Genomic DNA, 18778 nt, shown 5'->3' on the forward strand with positions numbered 1-18778 from the left:
ACCGATTTATCTGCACAAAAAAGGCTAACAGATAAAATTAGCCTTTAATAAAATTTGACGGATTGAAGCGATTTAGGTTTATTTAATGTTTGATGACAATTCTTTCACCCACTGTGTAAAATCATCGCCCAATGTATCGTGCTGCATTCCATATTCAACAAAAGCTTTCATGTAACCTAATTTATTTCCGCAATCATGGCTTTTACCACATAAGTGGTAGGCTTCAACAGGCTCGTTATTTTCCATCATTAAAGCAATTGCATCAGTTAATTGTATTTCATCACCAGCACCTGGTGTTGTCTTCGCTAATGCACCCCAAATCTTTTCAGATAACACATAACGGCCAACAATGGATAAATTAGATGGCGCTTCGTTTTGTTTTGGTTTTTCAACCATACGTAAAATCTTTTTACTATCGCCAGGTTGTAAGCTTTCACCATTACAATCCACAATACCGTAATTAGAAACTTCCTCTTCGGGTACAGGTTCGACCAAAATTTGACTCGCCCCTGTTTCCTCGAAATGTTCAAGCATTTCACGTAAGTTAAATTTAGTTAAATCTGTGCTGTAACGATCTAAAATTACATCAGGTAAAATTACTGCAAATGGTTCTTCGCCAACCAGGGGTTTAGCACATAAAATAGCGTGACCTAACCCTTTTGCGATTCCTTGGCGCGTTTGCATAATCGTAACATGACTTGGGCAAATAGATTGCACCTCGTCGAGTAATTGGCGCTTAACACGGGCTTCTAAAATGGCCTCTAACTCAAAGCTTGTATCAAAATGGTTTTCAATTGAGTTTTTAGAAGAATGTGTGACAAGGACAATCTCATTAATACCCGCGGCAATACATTCATTAACAACATATTGAATCAACGGTTTATCAACGATTGGTAGCATCTCTTTAGGGATCGCTTTCGTTGCTGGAAGCATCCTTGTTCCTAATCCCGCAACGGGGATTACCGCTTTACGCACCTTACGTTGTGTCATTTTATACTCCATATAATTTCTGCACACCTTTACCTCATTTTTCAAAAAAGTGAATGAGGTTTTTTTAGTGCGCAGAAGTATATCAGGAATTATTAATGAATAAATAGCGATGAGTCTGATTAGCTTTATTTGGCGCTTTACTGTGAGTCATTTTAAGATAATGCTAACTTTCAGGGTTAAACATAAGTTTTATTTTCTGGCTGTTATTACGAATTAAACACTGCCAAGCCGTTCCTTTTACTTCTAAATGATTCGGATGGTAGAATTTTAGAGCACCCAATGGAATACTTCTGTCTAATTTAAAATGGGATTCTTCTGTAGTCACTTCCGCTTCTAAACCTGCACTTGCCATAATAATCGCTTTATTCTGAGTATTAAAATACCCAAGAAGTAGAGGAAAATGGCCGGTAAACCCTGAGTCTTCTAACAAATGATTTATTTGATTAATAATTTTATCAATATTTGGTAGTTTTTTATCTGGGTAGCTCACCGCGTTTTTCAACAAATCATTGAAAACAACACGAATCAAAAACGCAGCCATGATCCCCTCTTGTGCTGAGCGCTCTGTATCAATGCAATAAAAACCGATTTGGCTTTCTGAAATTGGCGCTAAATCTAGCAACAGTCCAAATCGGTTAGCCTCATTCAATTGGCGATAATTAATTCGATAACCATTAATAATCTGATGCACTGGTGGCTGCAATTGTTTCAAGACGGCTAGCATATCTTGCGTATTACTTTGCATCAGAGACGCAATCTGGTGTATTTCATCACCAATTTGAGTGCTAAGATCATCTTCTTCGGGATAGAGAGCAGACAAAATTGTAATTTTGACTTCATCTAAATTCTTTATTGGCTTAAGTAAAGCATCCTTTGCACCAAGACGAAACATGCGATCAAGCTGAGTAAAATCTGTCGTTGCAGAAATAACGATCACAGGTGTGGTTATATTACTAGCAACCAATTCACGCATGAAGTCTTCCCCATTCATCACTGGCATATTTAGATCACAAAGAATAATATCAGGGTCAATTCCCTCAACCGTCAACATCTCAATCGCTTGTTGGCCATTACTTGCGGTATAGATCTCTAGCTCTAAACTTTCTAAGTACGTTTTCAAGATAGTACAGAAGGTGATTTCGTCTTCGATTATCAATATTTTTCTATTTTTCATTTGATACCTACCGCAATAACCCTGTTTAATTAACAATACTATTATTCATATAATAAAATCATTTTTCATCCATCATTTGAGTATAGTGATTTTTCAACCTTCTACTTATTTTTATCGAGAGTATTATGGATCACCAAGAAGAAAGTAAGTGCCATTGTGGCAGCAGAGCACAATTTGAACATTGCTGTGCCCCATTCTTACGCAATGAAGCCACCCCAGAGACGCCTGAACAGCTTATGCGTTCACGTTATAGTGCCTATGTATTGCATAACGCTGATTATTTAATTGAAACATGGCATCCAGATTGCAATGCACAAGAGTGGCGGCAAGAAATGACAAATAGCTTCGAGCATACACAATGGGTAGGGCTCCGTGTTATTAGTTCTTCTTATGCTAAAAACGCCGATGAAGGCTATGTCGAATTTTCGGCTTGCTTTATTGATGAAAAAGCTGATCATAAACAGCTTATTCATGAACGTTCCCGCTTTATTCGTTTGAATTCGCGTTGGTATTATCTCGATGGTATTACCCCCAAAGTTGGACGTAACGATTTGTGTCCCTGTGGTTCTGGCAAAAAATATAAAAAATGCTGTGAATAAAACGAATACTTTTCGTTATAAACACTAAATACTATCTACCTACGCGAGTTCATTACGCCGTATGTATTAGCCTGAAAAATAAGGCTCTGTTAGTTAAGGATTAGGCAGTTTCATGCAACACAAAATTGTACAAAAAAAAATCCTCAGGACTATTTGCCCTGATGCGAAAGGATTAATCGCAAAAATCACCAATATTTGTTACAAGCACCAACTCAACATTGTGCAAAATAATGAATTTGTGGATCACCATACGGGTCGTTTTTTTATGCGAACAGAACTTGAGGGTATTTTTAATGATGAAACCCTCCTCGCCGATCTTGATGACGCATTACCCGCGGGTTCAAAACGTGAGCTCAATGCTTCTGGCCGCCGCCGTATTGTTATCATGGTGACCAAAGAAGCACATTGTTTGGGTGACTTGTTAATGAAGAGTGCTTACGACGGGTTAGATGTTGAAATTGCAGCCGTTATTGGTAATCACGACACATTGAAAAATTTGGTTGAGCAATTTGGTATTCCATTCCATCATATTAGTCATGAAGGTTTAACTCGTGAACAACATGATGAAAAGATGACGGCGCAGATTGATCAATATCAACCTGATTATGTCGTTTTAGCAAAGTATATGCGAGTTTTAACCCCTGAGTTTGTCCAGCATTATCCTAATCAAATTATTAATATTCACCATTCATTCTTACCTGCTTTTATTGGTGCACGCCCTTATCATCAAGCTTATGAGCGTGGTGTGAAGATTATTGGCGCTACCGCACACTTTGTGAATGATAACCTGGATGAAGGTCCTATTATCACGCAAAACGTGATTAACGTTGACCATACATTTACAGCAGATGATATGATGCGAGCAGGTCGTGATGTTGAAAAAAATGTCTTAAGTCACGCATTGTATTGGGTGTTGGCGCAACGTGTATTTGTATATGGTAACCGCACTATCATTTTATAAACAAATACACGTAAGCCCTTTCTAGTAATAATTTGTAGTATTTACAATCATTAAGAACAAAAAAACAGCAAACGAATGTTTTTTGAAAATTAATGCTTTACAGCGGCGCGTCATTTGATATGATGCCGCCCGCTGTGACCGATTACAGCAATTCAAAATCTGGTGGGATACCCAAGCGGCCAAAGGGAGCAGACTGTAAATCTGCCGTCACAGACTTCGAAGGTTCGAATCCTTCTCCCACCACCATTTAAAGACACTCTACACCAAGCTTATCAACGACCCCCATAAAACGATTTAGTACACTTGAATGTGCCTTTGACTTATAGACATAACATTCGCTCTGCCCCAATAATTTATTCAGTGATATATATATTAATGACTTATCGATTAATTCTTCTTCAGGATAGTGATCAATAATGCCAATAAAATCACCATCTTGAATAAAACTCTGGCAACAACCAATATTATCCATTTGCCTCACACTCACTTTATTATCGAGTGTTTCTATTTTTTCTAATAAATCACTCATCAGTGAACTTTTATAAAACGCAGGATCACAAAGCCATGTGCTTTCTTGTAATAATGCGACAAGGTCATGATTAAATTTCTCATAAAGAGCCTTACGACAGTAAATGCCCAATGGTGAATTCTCTATTTTTTTTTGTAATGAAAATCGTTCACTTATCACTTGTTCAGAACTTAAAATCAGTGTATTTCCATCATAGTCAACTATTTCATCCACCTCATCATAATTAAACCTTAATATATTTACTTGTACATTATTTTGGTGAGCTGCTTGGTAAAGATTAATCAAATGATTTTCCTTTCCCCAGTCATAGTAAATATTTGCTTCATTGACAATATAACCTGAAAAATGTTTTTTAGTGATTTCCTTCTCCTGCAAGTACAGATCTCTAAGATCATTATAAAGTTCCTGGCCATCCTTAGTTAATGTCATTCCAAATTTTTCTCGTTTAAAAAGCCGTTTACCTAGGCTTGTTTCGAAGTCCTTGATAGACTTAGCGATAGGAGGCGTCGTTCGGTTCATCACTCTCGCAGCTTTACTTAACGAGCCATTTTCAACAACCGCCATAAACGCCTCTAATTTTCTTGAAAAGAACATATCTATGACCCCATTCTATTTATTAATATGTTAATCAACAAAATTATTATCCAATAGATAATATATTGATTATCCCATAACCAAAATCATTCAATAAAAAATAAAATTTAATTTTTTATTGAATGAGTAACAATATTTCATAAAAGTATTTTTATAATTTCCAACATAGCAAAGCAATATATTATACTGTTTCTTTTAATTATTTTTTATGCCACCACTATTAAATCACATTAAAATACAAATAACCAATTGACTTTAAATGAAATTAACAATGCTTATTTCAAATAATTAACAACCATTTTTTAATCATCAACCATAACTTTATATTAATGACAATTGAATCACACACAATAAATTATAAATAATTAAATATATCCTTATTTATTTTTAATATAGCTATTTTCCATTACACCCCTAATTCATATCTTTAATTAATTGTTATTTTTTATATTAGCCAATAACCACTATCATATGGGTTACAGTGACGATTGCATCTGTTAGAATTAACCATAAGAATATTAAAAATAGGTGATAAAAATTCATGAAATTCATATCGTTTAACATCAATGGTCTTCGTGCTCGCCCGCATCAACTTGCCGCTATCATCGAAAAACATCAACCTGAGGTCATCGGCTTACAAGAAACCAAAGTACATGATGATATGTTTCCTTATGATGAAGTGAGCCAATTGGGTTATCATGTTTTTTATCACGGCCAAAAAGCACACTACGGTGTTGCGCTTCTGACTAAAAATGAACCTATCGCTGTCCGTAAAGGCTTCCCGACTGATGATGAAGAAGCTCAACGGCGAATCATTATGGCTGACATTCAAACAGAGCGGGGATTACTCACTGTAGTCAATGGTTACTTCCCTCAAGGTGAGAGCCGTGACCATCCAACAAAATTTCCTGCAAAAGAAAAATTTTACCGTGACTTACAAAGTTATGTGACTTCCACACAAACTGCGGACTCCCAGCTACTCATCATGGGTGATATGAATATTAGCCCAACAGATTTAGATATTGGTATTGGCGATATCAACCGTAAGCGCTGGTTAAAGACAGGAAAATGTTCATTTTTACCTGAAGAACGAGAGTGGCTAGACAAGCTAATAGGTTGGGGTTTAGTTGATACTTATCGCGCAAAAAACCCAGATGTCGATGACCGTTATTCATGGTTTGATTACCGTTCGAAAGGTTTCGATGATAATCGTGGTTTACGCATCGATTTATTACTGGCATCCAATAAGCTAGCAGAACGCTGTATTGCAACAGGTATTGATTATGAAATTCGTGGAATGGAAAAACCGTCTGATCATGCCCCTGTTTGGTCTGAGTTCGATTTAACTAAATAGTTAATATTATGTGGAAAGGCGCTCAAATCAGCGCCTTTTTATTGACTTAGCCATCCGCTTTCTTCTTACTTTTCTTCGCAGTTTTAGCCATTTTCTTACCACCTTTACTTGGCGGCGGAGGTAACTCTCTAAATGCTCGTAAATTAGTAAACTGGCGTGCGTGATGAATAAGCTGTATCAATGTTTCACTCAGTGGATGCATAAAATCATCATAACGAGTTTGCTTTTCACTGATTTGCGTTAAAACTGATTCCCAGTGCGCTGTCATATCAGGCAACGTAGCCATGTCAGGCAATACATGAATCAAGGCTCTTCCTGCAGGAGATGAATGAATATATCGCCCTTTTTTATACAGAAACTGGCGTTTAAACAATAAATCGATAATCCCAGCTCGGGTTGCTTCAGTGCCAAGACCATCTGTTTCTCGCAATACTTTTTTTAATGCTTTATCTTGAACAAATCGCGCAATACCCGTCATAGCAGAGAGTAAAGTGGCATCAGTAAAAGGCCTCGGTGGCTGAGTTTGCCTCTCAATCACTTCTCCTTTTTCACACAAAAGCTCATCATCTTTAGCAACAACAGGCAATGGCATCCCATCGTTTTCAGCATCACGCTCTTTCCCGCCTAAAACAACCCGCCAGCCTGCTTCAGCTAAGAAGCGAGCTTTGGCAACAAATTTGCCCTTTTCAATTTCCAGTTCAATCGTGCATTTACGAAAAATAGCATCAGACATAAACTGGATAATATATTGGCGTGCAATTAGCTGATAAATATGATTTTCATTTTCTGTTAATTTTACTGCTGTTGCTTTAGCTGTAGGGATAATCGCATGGTGAGCATCAACTTTTTTATCATCCCAGCAACGGTTTTTCTTATCTAATTCAGGTAATTCAAATTCTGTTAAATCAGGTTGATGAACCGCAATTGCATTTAATACACTATGTCGCCCTGCAAAGTGCTCATCGGGTAAATAACGGCTATCTGAACGTGGATAGGTGATTAATTTATGGGTTTCATATAAGCGCTGGCAGATATCCAACACTTCTTGCGCACTTAACGCGTATTTTTTAGCTGCTTCTATTTGTAATGCAGACAATGAAAAAGGCAGTGGCGCAATTTCAGACTCTCGTTTGTCTTGATACAGCGTGACAATTGCGGGTTTTCCCTCAATACGAGATACGACATGCTCAGCCAACGGTCGATGAAATAAGCGCCCTTCTTCATCCTGATAATCAATACAAGACTCACTCGGTTGCCAAGTCGCAACAAAGCGTTCATCGTTTGGGGTGACAATGTGCGCTTTCACTTCAAAAAAGTCTTTAGGCACAAAATGTTCTATCTCTTCATCACGCCTCACTACCAGCCCTAAAACAGGGGTTTGTACTCGACCAACAGAAAGAACACCTTGATAGCCGCCACGTTGCCCTAGCAACGTGTAAGCGCGAGTCATATTAATACCATACAACCAATCTGCTCTTGCCCTTGCAAGGGCAGATACACACAATGGGATAAACTCGCGGTTTTCCCTTAACCGGTCAATAGCGCGCTCAACGGCTTGGGGATTAAGGTCATTGATAAGGCAACGTTTAACGTTTTTGCGTTTTTCCACATCAAGTTTTAGAAAATCGAGCACTTCATCCACCAGCAACTGACCTTCTCTATCAGGGTCTCCTGCATGGATCACAACTGTTGCTTGTTTAAGCAGTGCTTCGATGGTTTTCAGTTGTTTGGTTACTGCGGCACGCGGTTTTAGCTGCCACTTTTCAGGAATAATTGGCAAGTCTTGCAAATTCCAACGCGCATAGCGTGGCTCATAAGCATCGGGCTCAGCCTGTTCAAGAAGGTGACCAATGCACCATGTGACCGTTTGGCCATCACCGCATTTAATAAAACCATCCCCCCGCTGGTGAGGTTTTGGTAGTACATCGGCAATCGCTCTAGCGAGGCTCGGTTTTTCCGCAATAAACAAACGCATGAATTAATCTATCACTTCAACTAGTGGGACATTGTCCTGATGGGGGAGTAATCTTCCGATAGACTGTAGCAAAACACCTTGCTGCTGTGCAATCTCTTTAATTTTAATGACTTCAGATGGTTTTACAGCAATAAGTAACCCACCAGAGGTTTGAGGATCACACAATAATTGACGCTGCATATCACTCATAGGACCAATAAGATGACCATAGCTATCAAAATTACGTGATGTTCCGCCTGGCACACATCCCGCTTCGATATATTTTTCAACATCGGCTAATTTTGGCACTTTGCTAAAAGAAACCTGTGCGCGAACGCCAGAACCTTCGCAAATCTCACTTAAGTGACCAAGTAAACCGAAACCTGTCACATCCGTCATTGCAGTGACACCTTCTAGGGGGGCAATCACGGCGCCGAGTTTATTCAACTGGCACATGGTTTCTGCGGCAAGGTGCTGGTGCTCTTCTTTGAGTAAACCTTTTTTCTCCGCGGTCGTTAGCACGCCAATACCGAGTGGTTTTGTCAAAAACAGCTCACAATCTGCTGTTGCAGCACTATTTTTTTTCACATACTCCGTGTTGACGACCCCCGTGACAGCCAAGCCAAAAATAGGCTCAGGGGCATCAATAGAGTGCCCACCCGCAAGGGAAATTCCAGCATCTGCACAAGCAGCACGACCACCTTCAATCACTTCACGAGCAACCTCTGGTGGTAATTTAGCGATCGGCCATCCTAAAATCGCAATCGCCATAATCGGCTTACCCCCCATAGCAAAAATATCGCTAATCGCGTTGGTTGCCGCAATGCGCCCAAATTCAAATGGAGAGTCAACGATTGGCATAAAGAAGTCAGTGGTACTGATGATCCCAATACCATTACCTAAATCATAAACAGCAGCATCATCCTTAGTTTCATTGCCAACTAACAAATGTGGATCATGAAATTTGGCTTGTTCTGTATGTAAAATCTGTTCTAACACTTTCGGGGCAATTTTACAGCCGCAACCCGCTCCGTGACTGTATTGCGTTAGCCTAATTTTCTCAGTCATTATTGTTCCCTTAAAAATGTGTGATAAAACTGTCCATATCTGGTGTTTGAACTTTTGCTGGCGCTTTTAGTTCTGGGGTGCCTAAGTAAAGGAAACCGACAATACGGTCATTTTCTTCGCAACCTAACCCTGCACGAACAACGGCATCTTCTGTCCATGAACCTGAGCGCCAAATCCCACCAAAACCTTGTGCAACTGCAGCCATTTGCATCGCTTGGACAGTACAACTCGCAGCAACTAATTGCTCCCACTGTGGCACTTTAGCGTGATCTTTAATTTTCGCGATCACTGTGATGATTAAGGGTGCACGAAAAGGTGCATTACGTGCTTTTTCTTCAACTTCTGCACCTAGTTTGCCTTCAATCGCTGCTTTTTCTAGCAATTGACTAAAGCGCTTAATACCCGCATCTTGCATAATAACGAAATGCCATGGGCGTAATGCACCGTGATCGGGTGCTCTCATTCCTGCCGCAAGAATATTGTTAAGTTCTTCGCCTTGTGGTGCTGGTGTAGTGAGTCTGGAAGCTGAACGACGGTTCAACAAAAGAGTTAAAGCATCCATATTGGTCTCCGATTAAGAGTAGACTGATTTGATAATCATTCAATCAGGTAATTATACCCACACAACCTATTGTTATAGTAAGCTTATCGTTACACTCTGACTTGCTTGACGATTAACGTGGGTTGCATTAATTAGATTATTAATTCATTGAATTATATCATTTGTCATGAGTGAAAAATATCATTGTGACATTGTATATCGCGCATAACGGATTTGTTATGCATAAAAAATGATTCATTATCAAATAACTGTATTGTTAATAAATCAAATTTAAAGCAGTATCCAAAATAGTTTGTGCCACAAGTAGGCGGCAAGCGATTGAAGTCCCTAGGAGCATACATAAGTATGTGACTAGGGCGAGTGAGTGAAGCCAACAACCTTGTGGTGCAAAATAAGATAACAAGCAGTATCCAAAATAGTTTGTGCCACAAGTAGGCGGCAAGCGATTGAGTCCCTAGGAGCATACATAAGTCTGTGACTAGAGCGAGTGAGTGAAGCCTGCAACCTTGTGGTGCAAAATAAGATAACAAGCAGTATCCAAAATAGTTTGTGCCACAAGTAGGCGGCAAGCGATTGAGTCCCTAGGAGCATACATAAGTATGTGACTAGGGCGAGTGAGTGAAGCCAACAACCTTGTGGTGCAAAATAAGATAACAAGCAGTATCCAAAATAGTTTGTGCCACAAGTAGGCGGCAAGCGATTGAGTCCCTAGGAGCATACATAAGTCTGTGACTAGAGCGAGTGAGTGAAGCCTGCAACCTTGTGGTGCAAAATAAGATAACAAGCAGTATCCAAAATAGTTTGTGCCACAAGTAGGCGGCAAGCGATTGAGTCCCTAGGAGCATACATAAGTCTGTGACTAGAGCGAGTGAGTGAAGCCTGCAACCTTGTGGTGCAAAATAAGATAACAAGCAGTATCCAAAATAGTTTGTGCCACAAGTAGGCGGCAAGCGATTAAGTCCCTAGGAGCATACATAAGTCTGTGACTAGGGCGAGTGAGTGAAGCCAACAACCTTGTGGTGCAAAATATGAAGGATAGGAGAAAAAATGCGTCAAATATGGGACATCCTCGCCACCATCTTTAAAATCAGTTGGAAGGCACTTAACTTTATTCGGGAATTCGTTTTCAACGCGATTTTCCTTGTGCTGTTCTTCATTGTGATTGGGTCTTTTGCCCTTTATCACTCAGAATCTGAGCCTGAAAAAAATTATTATGGTGCGTTGTATGTAGACTTACAAGGCGTGGTGGTTGACCAAGTCTCTGCACCTGACCCGTTCGGGCGTATGAGCCGCGAATTATTAGGCACCTCTAATAATCGGATGCAAGAAAACTCTTTATTCGATATTGTCGATACCATTCGCACTGCCGCCGATGACGACCGTATTACAGGTATGGTATTACGCCTTGATAACTTAGTCGGGGCAGATCAACCTTCCCTTGCTTATATTGGTAAAGCCATTGCACAATTTAAGCACAAAGGTAAGCAAGTTTACGCTGTAGGTAACCATTTTTCTCAACCACAATATTACCTTGCAAGCTTTGCAGACGATATCTATCTTACACCACAAGGCTCCGTTGGCTTATATGGTTTCGCTACAAACAGCATTTACTACAAGTCCTTGTTAGAAAAACTGAAAATTAGCAGCCATATTTTCCGTGTCGGAACGTATAAATCTGCGGTTGAACCCATGATGCGTGATGATATGTCCCCTGACGCGCGCCTTGCGAATCAGCAATGGTTAAATGCTTTATGGAACAATTATTTGGATGCTTTAGCGACTAACCGTAAAATGACCACTACGCAGATTTTCCCTGGAGCTGATACAGTCCTTAGCCAATTACGTGCAGTTAAAGGTGATAGCGCTCAGTATGCATTAAAACAAAAATTGGTTGATAAAGTGTATACCAATGAGCAAGTCGAAGAGCTCCTCAGCAAGCACTTTGGTTGGAATAAAGACGATAAGCAATTCAATAATATTAGTATCTATGATTACTCAGCTAAGATTGCCGATACCACCGCAAACCAAGGCGGCAACATTGCCGTCATCGTAGTGCAAGGCGCAATCATGGATGGCCCACAGACGCCTGGAATTGCTGGGGGGGATACCATAGCAGCACAAATCCGCGATGCCCGCCTTGATGACAATATCAAAGCCATTGTTCTACGTGTGAATAGCCCAGGGGGAAGCGTTAGTGCATCTGACCTTATTCGCAGCGAATTAGCGTCCGCCCATGCTGCAGGTAAACCTGTTGTTGTTTCTATGGGCGGTATGGCGGCATCAGGCGGTTACTGGGTTTCCACACCTGCGGATTATATTATTGCAAGCCCAAATACGCTAACGGGCTCAATTGGTATCTTTGGTGTAATTAATACCTTTGAAAAATCACTGGATTCTATTGGCGTATACACTGATGGGGTTTCCACTTCACCACTTGCCGATATCTCCATAACAAAAGGGATCAACCCACAATTTGCAGATATGATGCAAATCACCATTGAAAATGGTTATGACACCTTTATTAATCTTGTAGCAAAAGCGCGAAACAAAACCCCTGAGCAAATAGACAAAATTGCCCAAGGCCGTGTTTGGATTGGTCAAGATGCATTGAAAAATGGCCTTGTCGACCAACTGGGTGATTTTGATGACGCCGTGGATAAAGCCGCAGAATTGGCTAAACTGTCAGAAGTACAATTGGATTGGATGAAACCAGAATTGTCCTTTATGGACCAGCTGCTACTTGAATTAACCAGTAATGTTCAAGCAGCCATGCCTGATGTTCTGCACGTGTTTTTACCACCCGCTGTTGCAACAGATATCCGCCAACAAGCTCAATTTTTCTTAAAAATGAATGACCCACAAAACCGTTATGCATTTTGCTTAAATTGCGCTGAAATTAACTAATCGCCATCCCCTCTAGCTTACTGGAGGGGATTTCTCTCACTAGATACTCAGTTCACCTCATTTCAATCTACAAATTAGCAATTTAACGATAGTAATACACCAGTAATTACGTCAAAATTAGGATAATTATTTTCACTTCTCCATGCGCTAATAAATTAGGTAATCAAATGCAGAAGAAATCTATTTATGTCGTTTATACTGGCGGCACCATCGGCATGCGTCACTCACCACAAGGTTACATACCTGTCTCAGGTCATTTACAAGCGCAATTGGCTCAGATGCCTGAATTTCACCGTCCAGAAATGCCTGAATTCACAATTCGCGAACATCAGCCGTTAATCGACTCATCCGATATCACCCCTGAAGATTGGCAAATCATTGCAGATGATATTTGCCAACACTATGAAAAATATGATGGGTTTGTCATTTTACACGGCACGGATACCATGGCATTTACAGCATCCGCCCTTTCTTTTATGTTTGAAAACTTAAAGAAGCCCATTATCGTGACAGGGTCACAAATTCCATTGGAAGCATTACGTTCTGATGGTCAAACTAACTTATTGAATGCCTTGTATTTAGCAGCAAATTATCCCATTAATGAAGTAGGATTATTTTTCAACAATAAATTGTACCGTGGTAACCGTACAGTCAAAGCGCATGCAGATGGTTTCGATGCCTTTAGTTCCCCGAACTGCTCACCGTTGATGGAAGCAGGTATTCATATTCGTACTTTTAATGCTTGCCCCGCCCCCATTGGCGTCGGGGAATTCAAGACACACCGCATCACACCTCAACCGATTGGCGTTGTCACGCTCTACCCTGGTTTATCTATTGATATTGTTCGTAATATCCTTCAACAACCCGTCAAAGCATTAATCTTGCGCTCTTATGGGGTCGGGAATGCACCTCAGCAGCCTGAATTACTGCGCATTCTACGGGAAGCGACTAACCGTGGGATTATTGTGGTCAATCTAACACAGTGCATTTCAGGGCGTGTGAATATGGAAGGCTATGCCACAGGACATGCCCTCGCAGAATCAGGGGTAATTAGTGGTTATGACATGACTTTTGAAGCGGCATTGAGTAAATTACATTATTTACTGAGCCAAGATTACACACCTGCGCTGATCCGCGAATTAATGCAAAATAATTTACGCGGTGAATTGAGTTACGCTGATGAATAACTGAGGAAATGATGAAAACGGCCTTATTGTTAGTCGATTTACAAAATGATTTTTGCACAGGCGGCACTCTCGCTGTGAATGAAAGTGAACACGTTATAGACATAGCAAATAAAGCAATCACGATTTGCCAACAAAAAGGGATTACCACCCTTGCAAGTCAAGATTGGCACCCTGTTAATCATTTAAGTTTTGCCGCAAACTCAGGCACACAAATTGGCGATATCGGTGAACTTAATGGGCTGGCGCAAGTATGGTGGCCTGTACATTGTGTCCAAGGCGAATATGGCTCAGAGTTCCACCCACAATTAAACACTCAAGCCATTCAAGAAACATTTACGAAAGGCGAAAACCCGCAAGTTGATAGCTATAGCGCTTTCTTTGATAACGATAAGGTAAGTCAAACTCGATTACACACATGGCTACAAGCTCAGAGGATCACCCATTTAATTATTATGGGGATTGCGACCGATTATTGCGTTAAATTTACAGTGCTCGATGCCTTGAATTTGGGCTACAGCGTTGATGTATTAGTTGACGGCTGTCGTGGGGTAAACTTAACCGCTAATGACAGCCAGATTGCATTAACCGAAATGGAACAGCAAGGCGCCAAACTTATCACACTAGACGATATTGCCTAACCCCTCATTTTCCTCAGCAATATTTTCTCTTGTACTGTATTCCTTGAGAAAATATTGCCGCTCAACCTTAATCGTTATTTTGCGGTTTGAGTGTTGCGAACATCTCCCCTTGGAACATCGCTTTCAGCTCTTGCTTGCTTTTCATGGTGATCTCACCATTGGTACCAACAGTCATATGTTCAGCATCATGGTTATGGCGTGATTGCCACAGCATCACCATCTGTAAGCTATGTTCTTTTTGCTCCGCCGTTAAAGGAACTCCATCTGGCCATTTCCCCAACTCAACGGCAGTAACGAGACGCTCATAAATCTCTGGGGTCATTACTGCAAGCAATTGTTCAATATGTTTTGGGTCGACTTCTACACTCATGGCACCGCTCCTTCGAAAAATTATACTGACGTTTAGTTAAATTGCTTTTTTATTTTTAGCTGAATCGTTATTGCTGAAGGTTGTTGATAATAACTTATAAACTTCAGCAGCCTTCAGCAGCCTAACCACGCGTCTTTTCACCCGATGACTCATCCAAAAAGCTTAAGGATGCTGAATTAATACAGTAACGTTGCCCTGTTGGCATAGGTCCATCAGGGAACACATGCCCTAAGTGGGCATTACAATTTTGGCAACGGACTTCAATACGATGCATACCATGAGAAAAATCTTCGATGTATTTGATGACATGATCATTCACTGGCTCATAGAAACTTGGCCACCCACAACCTGCATCAAATTTAGTCTCAGACATAAATAAAGGTGTACCACAACACAGGCATTCGTACACACCCTCTTTACGGTTATGCAATAATTGACCACTAAATGGCGGCTCAGTGCCCGCTTGCTGTGTAACATAACGCTGTATCTCATTTAAATCTGAAATATCAACGTGTTGTTTATCTTTCTGTGACATAACTTATCCACGTATTTAAGCAATTTGTTCTGTTGATGACTATCACACCGTAATTTTCAGCAACAAAAAATTAACAACAATTTTTATAAAACTATTCTAAACTAAGAAGCATCTTACTTTCCGTTTTGATTTGTGAAGCGTATCACATATATCACTGATAGATGGTTTCATTATGCCGTACAATCCCGATAATACGTGCGGCTGTGTTTGCCGCTGAAGTGGCTGACAAATAAGCAGTTAGTGGTATCAGAATTGATTTTTTTCAATAATTGACACGATTCCGCTTGACGGCTGGCAAGGTTTTGGTAACTTTAACTACAACTTAATTCACGAATAAATAGCTGGTGGAAATACTATGACTATCAAAGTAGGTATTAATGGTTTTGGTCGTATTGGCCGTATCGTTTTCCGTGCTGCACAAGAGCGTTCTGATATCGAAATCGTTGCTATCAACGACCTGCTCGATGCAGAATACATGGCTTACATGCTGAAATACGATTCAACTCACGGTCGTTTCAACGGTACTGTTGAAGTTAAAGATGGTCACCTGGTTGTAAACGGTAAAAAAATCCGTGTTACTGCAGAAAAAGATCCTGCAAACCTGAAATGGAACGAAGTTGGTGTTGATGTTGTTGCTGAAGCAACAGGTATCTTCCTGACTGATGAAACTGCGCGTAAACACATCCAAGCAGGTGCGAAAAAAGTTGTTCTGACTGGCCCTTCTAAAGATGACACTCCAATGTTCGTTATGGGCGTTAACCACAAAGCTTACGCAGGTCAAGAAATCGTTTCTAACGCATCTTGTACAACTAACTGCTTAGCGCCGCTGGCTAAAGTTATCAACGACAAATTCGGTATCGTTGAAGGTCTGATGACGACTGTTCACGCAACAACTGCAACGCAAAAAACAGTTGATGGCCCTTCTCACAAAGACTGGCGTGGTGGTCGTGGTGCTTCTCAAAACATCATCCCATCTTCAACTGGTGCTGCTAAAGCTGTAGGTAAAGTTATTCCTGAGCTGAACGGTAAACTGACTGGTATGTCTTTCCGTGTACCAACACCAAACGTTTCAGTTGTTGACTTAACTGCACGTTTAGAAAAACCAGCAACTTACGCGCAAATCTGTGAAGCTATCAAAGAAGCTGCAGCAGGCGAACTGAAAGGTGTTCTGGGCTACACTGAAGATGACGTTGTATCAACAGACTTCAACGGTGAAAAACTGACTTCTGTGTTTGATGCTAAAGCTGGTATCGCACTGAACGATAACTTTGTTAAATTAGTTTCTTGGTATGACAACGAAACAGGTTACTCAAACAAAGTATTAGACCTGATTGCTCACATCTCTAAATAAGTGTTGTTAAGTAATTAGCCTGACTGAGCCGCCAATTGGCGGCTCTTTTGTATCATATCGAATACTGCATTAATATTTTATCTCACTTCATTTATCTTTAATCCATTATTCGATACTGTATAAACCAACTTTCAATCAAATTTAAGATAAGTGCCATACATCGCACAAATCTGCCACACGCAAAACGTATAATGCGTATTAATGCTGTTTCTACTAACACAGGCCGATACCATGCACGAAAAAATTTTTGCTCTACCCGTTATTAAACAACTCTCTGCCTATATCACTCAACGCCAATTAGGTGACCTACCACTGATTGTGGTTTCTCACCCAAAAGTTCGTGGTGCAGTCAGTTTACAAGGCGCACATCTCATTGATTGGCAACCTGCGGGGCAAAAGCCGTGTCTTTGGCTAAGTTCTGAAAGTGCGTTTAAAAACGGCGTAGCAATCCGTGGAGGCATTCCTATCTGTTGGCCATGGTTTGGCCCTGTAGCGAGTCCGAGTCACGGCTTTGCGCGTATCTTGCCTTGGCAATTTACTGCCCATAATGAACATGATGATGGGGTAATTTTAACCTTTACGCTCACTGACACTGATTATACCCGTAAGCTATGGCCCCACGAGTTCACATTGATTTTACGAATGAAACTGGGTGAAACCTGTGAGCTTGAGCTCGAAAGCTATGGTGATTTTGAAACGACAGCAGCATTACACACTTACTTCAACATCAGTGATATTCACAAAGCGACTGTTTACGGCCTTGGCGGTCACTATTTTGATAAGGTCGCTGATAAAGAAGTGTATGCATCTGAACCATTAAAATTCAATAAACACACTGACCGCATCTATTCAGAACCTGAAGAGTACAGCTTACTGCGCGATGACGGCTGGAACCGCACGATTGAATTGCATCATTACCATAATAGTGATGTGGTGTGTTGGAATCCATGGGCTGAATTATCATGTAGTATGCAAGACATGCCAAATAATGGTTATAAACAGATGGTTTGTGTTGAAACGGCCTGTATTAATGTGCCCATGAAAAGCGATGCTCAGCACCCTGCTCGCCTGTCTTTAGTGATGGTAAGCCGCGATAATAAACCACAAAATTAATATTAAGACAAAATAAACCCCCAGTAGAGTCATCTTACTGAGGGTTTATGATTCTTTAACGACACATTAGAATGTATAGGTCACACCCGTCCACATAATGGCAGAAACAGATTTATTCACCATTGGGCTATCTTTTACTTCACTCGGTAGGCGGTCAACACGCCCCATCGCAAACACAGTCCAATTTTCGTCGAAACGGTAGTTACCTGTGACTTCCATATACGGCGTCCAGCTTGAACCTGGGTTATAACGTTTTAAACCGCTATGATTCGATTCTTTTGAAGAAACGCCATATTCATAACGATTTTGATTTTTGCTATCCCATTTGATACCTAAGCCTGGCGTGATAGACCATTTGTCGCCTTCAAAGCCATATAGGTAAGCAAACTCACCACGAATACCATTACTAATACCAAGGATATCCCCTGAAATATTCGTACGCAGTGTGCCCCAATCCGCTTTATGGCGGTAGGTAAAACCGGTCATAACCGTATCACGGCGACGATTTAGCTCACGCATTGCTTTGTCATCATTGTCTTTAGGTTTAAAAAATTGAGGATAATAGTACGCATCTAAAGACAGTTGATCTTGCGTGTCATTCCACAGATAGTAACCTGCAGCTAACGTATGAAAGTAAAAATTTTCACTGTCATAATTCACAATTGGTACTGGCGTAATATAATCACGAGACTTAATGCCTTTATATGGCGTAGATTGCGCCAGTACAGAGCCACCAACAGACCATGTTCCAGCTAAAGCTGCGCTCGATAACACGCTTAACGCCACAGCAAGTGTGGTTAACTTAATTGTTTTAGACATAGATTAAACCTAAAAATAATGAGAAATGGATCAAACTTATATGTTATATCAATATGCAAAGATCCCCAATCTTCAT

Annotated in this window: 17 protein-coding genes and 1 tRNA gene; 9 read left to right on the plus strand and 9 right to left on the minus strand. The window is 40.5% G+C overall.

The features are described from left to right. Positions 1 to 78 precede the first annotated feature (78 nt). Positions 79 to 990, minus strand: coding sequence for a UTP--glucose-1-phosphate uridylyltransferase GalU (gene galU, locus M1F05_RS10610; protein WP_206086136.1), 912 nt, complete (start codon positions 988 to 990; stop codon positions 79 to 81). A gap of 163 nt (positions 991 to 1153) precedes the next feature. After that, positions 1154 to 2164 carry a two-component system response regulator RssB gene (rssB, locus tag M1F05_RS10615; protein WP_206086137.1) on the minus strand — a complete coding sequence of 337 codons (1011 nt, stop codon included), beginning with the start codon at positions 2162 to 2164 and terminating at the stop codon, positions 1154 to 1156. 125 nt (positions 2165 to 2289) lie between these two features. Between rssB and M1F05_RS10620 the strand changes: the two genes are divergently transcribed. The 3 genes from M1F05_RS10620 to M1F05_RS10630 all read left to right on the plus strand — a co-directional run bounded on the left by M1F05_RS10620 (position 2290) and on the right by M1F05_RS10630 (position 3970). Then, positions 2290 to 2763 (plus strand): YchJ family protein, encoded by a 474-nt coding sequence (locus M1F05_RS10620; protein ID WP_206086138.1) that lies wholly within the window; start codon positions 2290 to 2292, stop codon positions 2761 to 2763. 112 nt (positions 2764 to 2875) lie between these two features. Then, positions 2876 to 3724 carry a formyltetrahydrofolate deformylase gene (gene purU / locus M1F05_RS10625; protein ID WP_206086139.1) on the plus strand — a complete coding sequence of 283 codons (849 nt, stop codon included), beginning with the start codon at positions 2876 to 2878 and terminating at the stop codon, positions 3722 to 3724. Between the two features lie 161 nt (positions 3725 to 3885). Next, positions 3886 to 3970 (plus strand) — tRNA-Tyr (locus tag M1F05_RS10630). A gap of 1 nt (position 3971) precedes the next feature. On the opposite strand, the gene M1F05_RS10635 is transcribed toward M1F05_RS10630, so the two are convergent. Continuing rightward, positions 3972 to 4847 (minus strand): LysR family transcriptional regulator, encoded by an 876-nt coding sequence (locus M1F05_RS10635; RefSeq protein ID WP_206086140.1) that lies wholly within the window; start codon positions 4845 to 4847, stop codon positions 3972 to 3974. A 541-nt stretch (positions 4848 to 5388) separates the two neighbouring features. Here M1F05_RS10635 and xthA point away from each other — a divergent pair. Continuing rightward, entirely contained in the window at positions 5389 to 6201 is an 813-nt protein-coding gene (gene xthA, locus M1F05_RS10640) for an exodeoxyribonuclease III (RefSeq protein WP_206086141.1), read from the plus strand. Positions 6202 to 6247: 46 nt separating this feature from the next. On the opposite strand, the gene M1F05_RS10645 is transcribed toward xthA, so the two are convergent. Genes M1F05_RS10645 through M1F05_RS10655 form a run of 3 tightly spaced genes read right to left on the minus strand, consistent with a single transcriptional unit; the run spans position 6248 to position 9785 of the window. After that, a complete protein-coding gene (locus tag M1F05_RS10645; protein ID WP_206086142.1) occupies positions 6248 to 8176 on the minus strand; it encodes a DNA topoisomerase III in 1929 nt (642 codons plus the stop codon). 3 nt (positions 8177 to 8179) lie between these two features. Further along, entirely contained in the window at positions 8180 to 9223 is a 1044-nt protein-coding gene (gene selD / locus M1F05_RS10650; protein WP_206086143.1) for a selenide, water dikinase SelD, read from the minus strand. A gap of 10 nt (positions 9224 to 9233) precedes the next feature. Further along, on the minus strand, positions 9234 to 9785 hold the full coding sequence (locus tag M1F05_RS10655; RefSeq protein WP_206086144.1) for an NAD(P)H nitroreductase: 552 nt from the start codon (positions 9783 to 9785) through the stop codon (positions 9234 to 9236). Positions 9786 to 10832: 1047 nt separating this feature from the next. On the opposite strand from M1F05_RS10655, the gene sppA reads away from it, so the two are divergent. From sppA to pncA, 3 genes are all read left to right on the plus strand, one after another. Next, complete coding sequence (gene sppA / locus M1F05_RS10660) at positions 10833 to 12689, plus strand: signal peptide peptidase SppA (RefSeq protein ID WP_206086145.1); 1857 nt, start codon at positions 10833 to 10835, stop codon at positions 12687 to 12689. 167 nt (positions 12690 to 12856) lie between these two features. After that, positions 12857 to 13876, plus strand: coding sequence for an asparaginase (gene ansA, locus M1F05_RS10665; RefSeq protein WP_206086146.1), 1020 nt, complete (start codon positions 12857 to 12859; stop codon positions 13874 to 13876). An 11-nt stretch (positions 13877 to 13887) separates the two neighbouring features. Beyond that, positions 13888 to 14514, plus strand: coding sequence for a bifunctional nicotinamidase/pyrazinamidase (gene pncA, locus M1F05_RS10670; RefSeq protein ID WP_206086147.1), 627 nt, complete (start codon positions 13888 to 13890; stop codon positions 14512 to 14514). Positions 14515 to 14581: 67 nt separating this feature from the next. Here the strand turns inward: pncA and M1F05_RS10675 are convergent, their stop codons facing one another. Both M1F05_RS10675 and msrB read right to left on the minus strand, forming a co-directional pair. Continuing rightward, a complete protein-coding gene (locus tag M1F05_RS10675) occupies positions 14582 to 14884 on the minus strand; it encodes a YeaC family protein (RefSeq protein WP_206086148.1) in 303 nt (100 codons plus the stop codon). A gap of 121 nt (positions 14885 to 15005) precedes the next feature. Further along, positions 15006 to 15419 carry a peptide-methionine (R)-S-oxide reductase MsrB gene (gene msrB / locus M1F05_RS10680; protein WP_206086149.1) on the minus strand — a complete coding sequence of 138 codons (414 nt, stop codon included), beginning with the start codon at positions 15417 to 15419 and terminating at the stop codon, positions 15006 to 15008. 355 nt (positions 15420 to 15774) lie between these two features. On the opposite strand from msrB, the gene gapA reads away from it, so the two are divergent. After that, positions 15775 to 16770: a glyceraldehyde-3-phosphate dehydrogenase gene (gene gapA / locus M1F05_RS10685; RefSeq protein ID WP_206086150.1), complete on the plus strand. Its 996-nt coding sequence runs from the start codon at positions 15775 to 15777 to the stop codon at positions 16768 to 16770. A 231-nt stretch (positions 16771 to 17001) separates the two neighbouring features. Continuing rightward, complete coding sequence (locus M1F05_RS10690) at positions 17002 to 17883, plus strand: D-hexose-6-phosphate mutarotase (protein WP_206086151.1); 882 nt, start codon at positions 17002 to 17004, stop codon at positions 17881 to 17883. Positions 17884 to 17949: 66 nt separating this feature from the next. On the opposite strand, the gene M1F05_RS10695 is transcribed toward M1F05_RS10690, so the two are convergent. Beyond that, positions 17950 to 18702, minus strand: a complete 753-nt coding sequence (locus M1F05_RS10695) for a MipA/OmpV family protein (protein WP_206086152.1) — start codon at positions 18700 to 18702, stop codon at positions 17950 to 17952. Positions 18703 to 18778 lie beyond the last annotated feature (76 nt).

It is taken from the genome of Providencia sp. PROV252, from assembly GCF_033676005.1.
Classification (GTDB): Bacteria; Pseudomonadota; Gammaproteobacteria; order Enterobacterales; family Enterobacteriaceae; genus Providencia; species Providencia vermicola.

Excerpts from the sequence above, each read along its gene's own strand:
- galU (WP_206086136.1), bottom strand. The coding sequence starts at position 990 with ATGACACAACGTAAGGTGCGTAAAGCGGTAATCCCCGTTGCGGGATTA.
- rssB (WP_206086137.1), bottom strand. The coding sequence starts at position 2,164 with ATGAAAAATAGAAAAATATTGATAATCGAAGACGAAATCACCTTCTGT.
- M1F05_RS10620 (WP_206086138.1), top strand. The coding sequence starts at position 2,290 with ATGGATCACCAAGAAGAAAGTAAGTGCCATTGTGGCAGCAGAGCACAA.
- purU (WP_206086139.1), top strand. The coding sequence starts at position 2,876 with ATGCAACACAAAATTGTACAAAAAAAAATCCTCAGGACTATTTGCCCT.
- M1F05_RS10635 (WP_206086140.1), bottom strand. The coding sequence starts at position 4,847 with ATGTTCTTTTCAAGAAAATTAGAGGCGTTTATGGCGGTTGTTGAAAAT.
- xthA (WP_206086141.1), top strand. The coding sequence starts at position 5,389 with ATGAAATTCATATCGTTTAACATCAATGGTCTTCGTGCTCGCCCGCAT.
- M1F05_RS10645 (WP_206086142.1), bottom strand. The coding sequence starts at position 8,176 with ATGCGTTTGTTTATTGCGGAAAAACCGAGCCTCGCTAGAGCGATTGCC.
- selD (WP_206086143.1), bottom strand. The coding sequence starts at position 9,223 with ATGACTGAGAAAATTAGGCTAACGCAATACAGTCACGGAGCGGGTTGC.
- M1F05_RS10655 (WP_206086144.1), bottom strand. The coding sequence starts at position 9,785 with ATGGATGCTTTAACTCTTTTGTTGAACCGTCGTTCAGCTTCCAGACTC.
- sppA (WP_206086145.1), top strand. The coding sequence starts at position 10,833 with ATGCGTCAAATATGGGACATCCTCGCCACCATCTTTAAAATCAGTTGG.
- ansA (WP_206086146.1), top strand. The coding sequence starts at position 12,857 with ATGCAGAAGAAATCTATTTATGTCGTTTATACTGGCGGCACCATCGGC.
- pncA (WP_206086147.1), top strand. The coding sequence starts at position 13,888 with ATGAAAACGGCCTTATTGTTAGTCGATTTACAAAATGATTTTTGCACA.
- M1F05_RS10675 (WP_206086148.1), bottom strand. The coding sequence starts at position 14,884 with ATGAGTGTAGAAGTCGACCCAAAACATATTGAACAATTGCTTGCAGTA.
- msrB (WP_206086149.1), bottom strand. The coding sequence starts at position 15,419 with ATGTCACAGAAAGATAAACAACACGTTGATATTTCAGATTTAAATGAG.
- gapA (WP_206086150.1), top strand. The coding sequence starts at position 15,775 with ATGACTATCAAAGTAGGTATTAATGGTTTTGGTCGTATTGGCCGTATC.
- M1F05_RS10690 (WP_206086151.1), top strand. The coding sequence starts at position 17,002 with ATGCACGAAAAAATTTTTGCTCTACCCGTTATTAAACAACTCTCTGCC.
- M1F05_RS10695 (WP_206086152.1), bottom strand. The coding sequence starts at position 18,702 with ATGTCTAAAACAATTAAGTTAACCACACTTGCTGTGGCGTTAAGCGTG.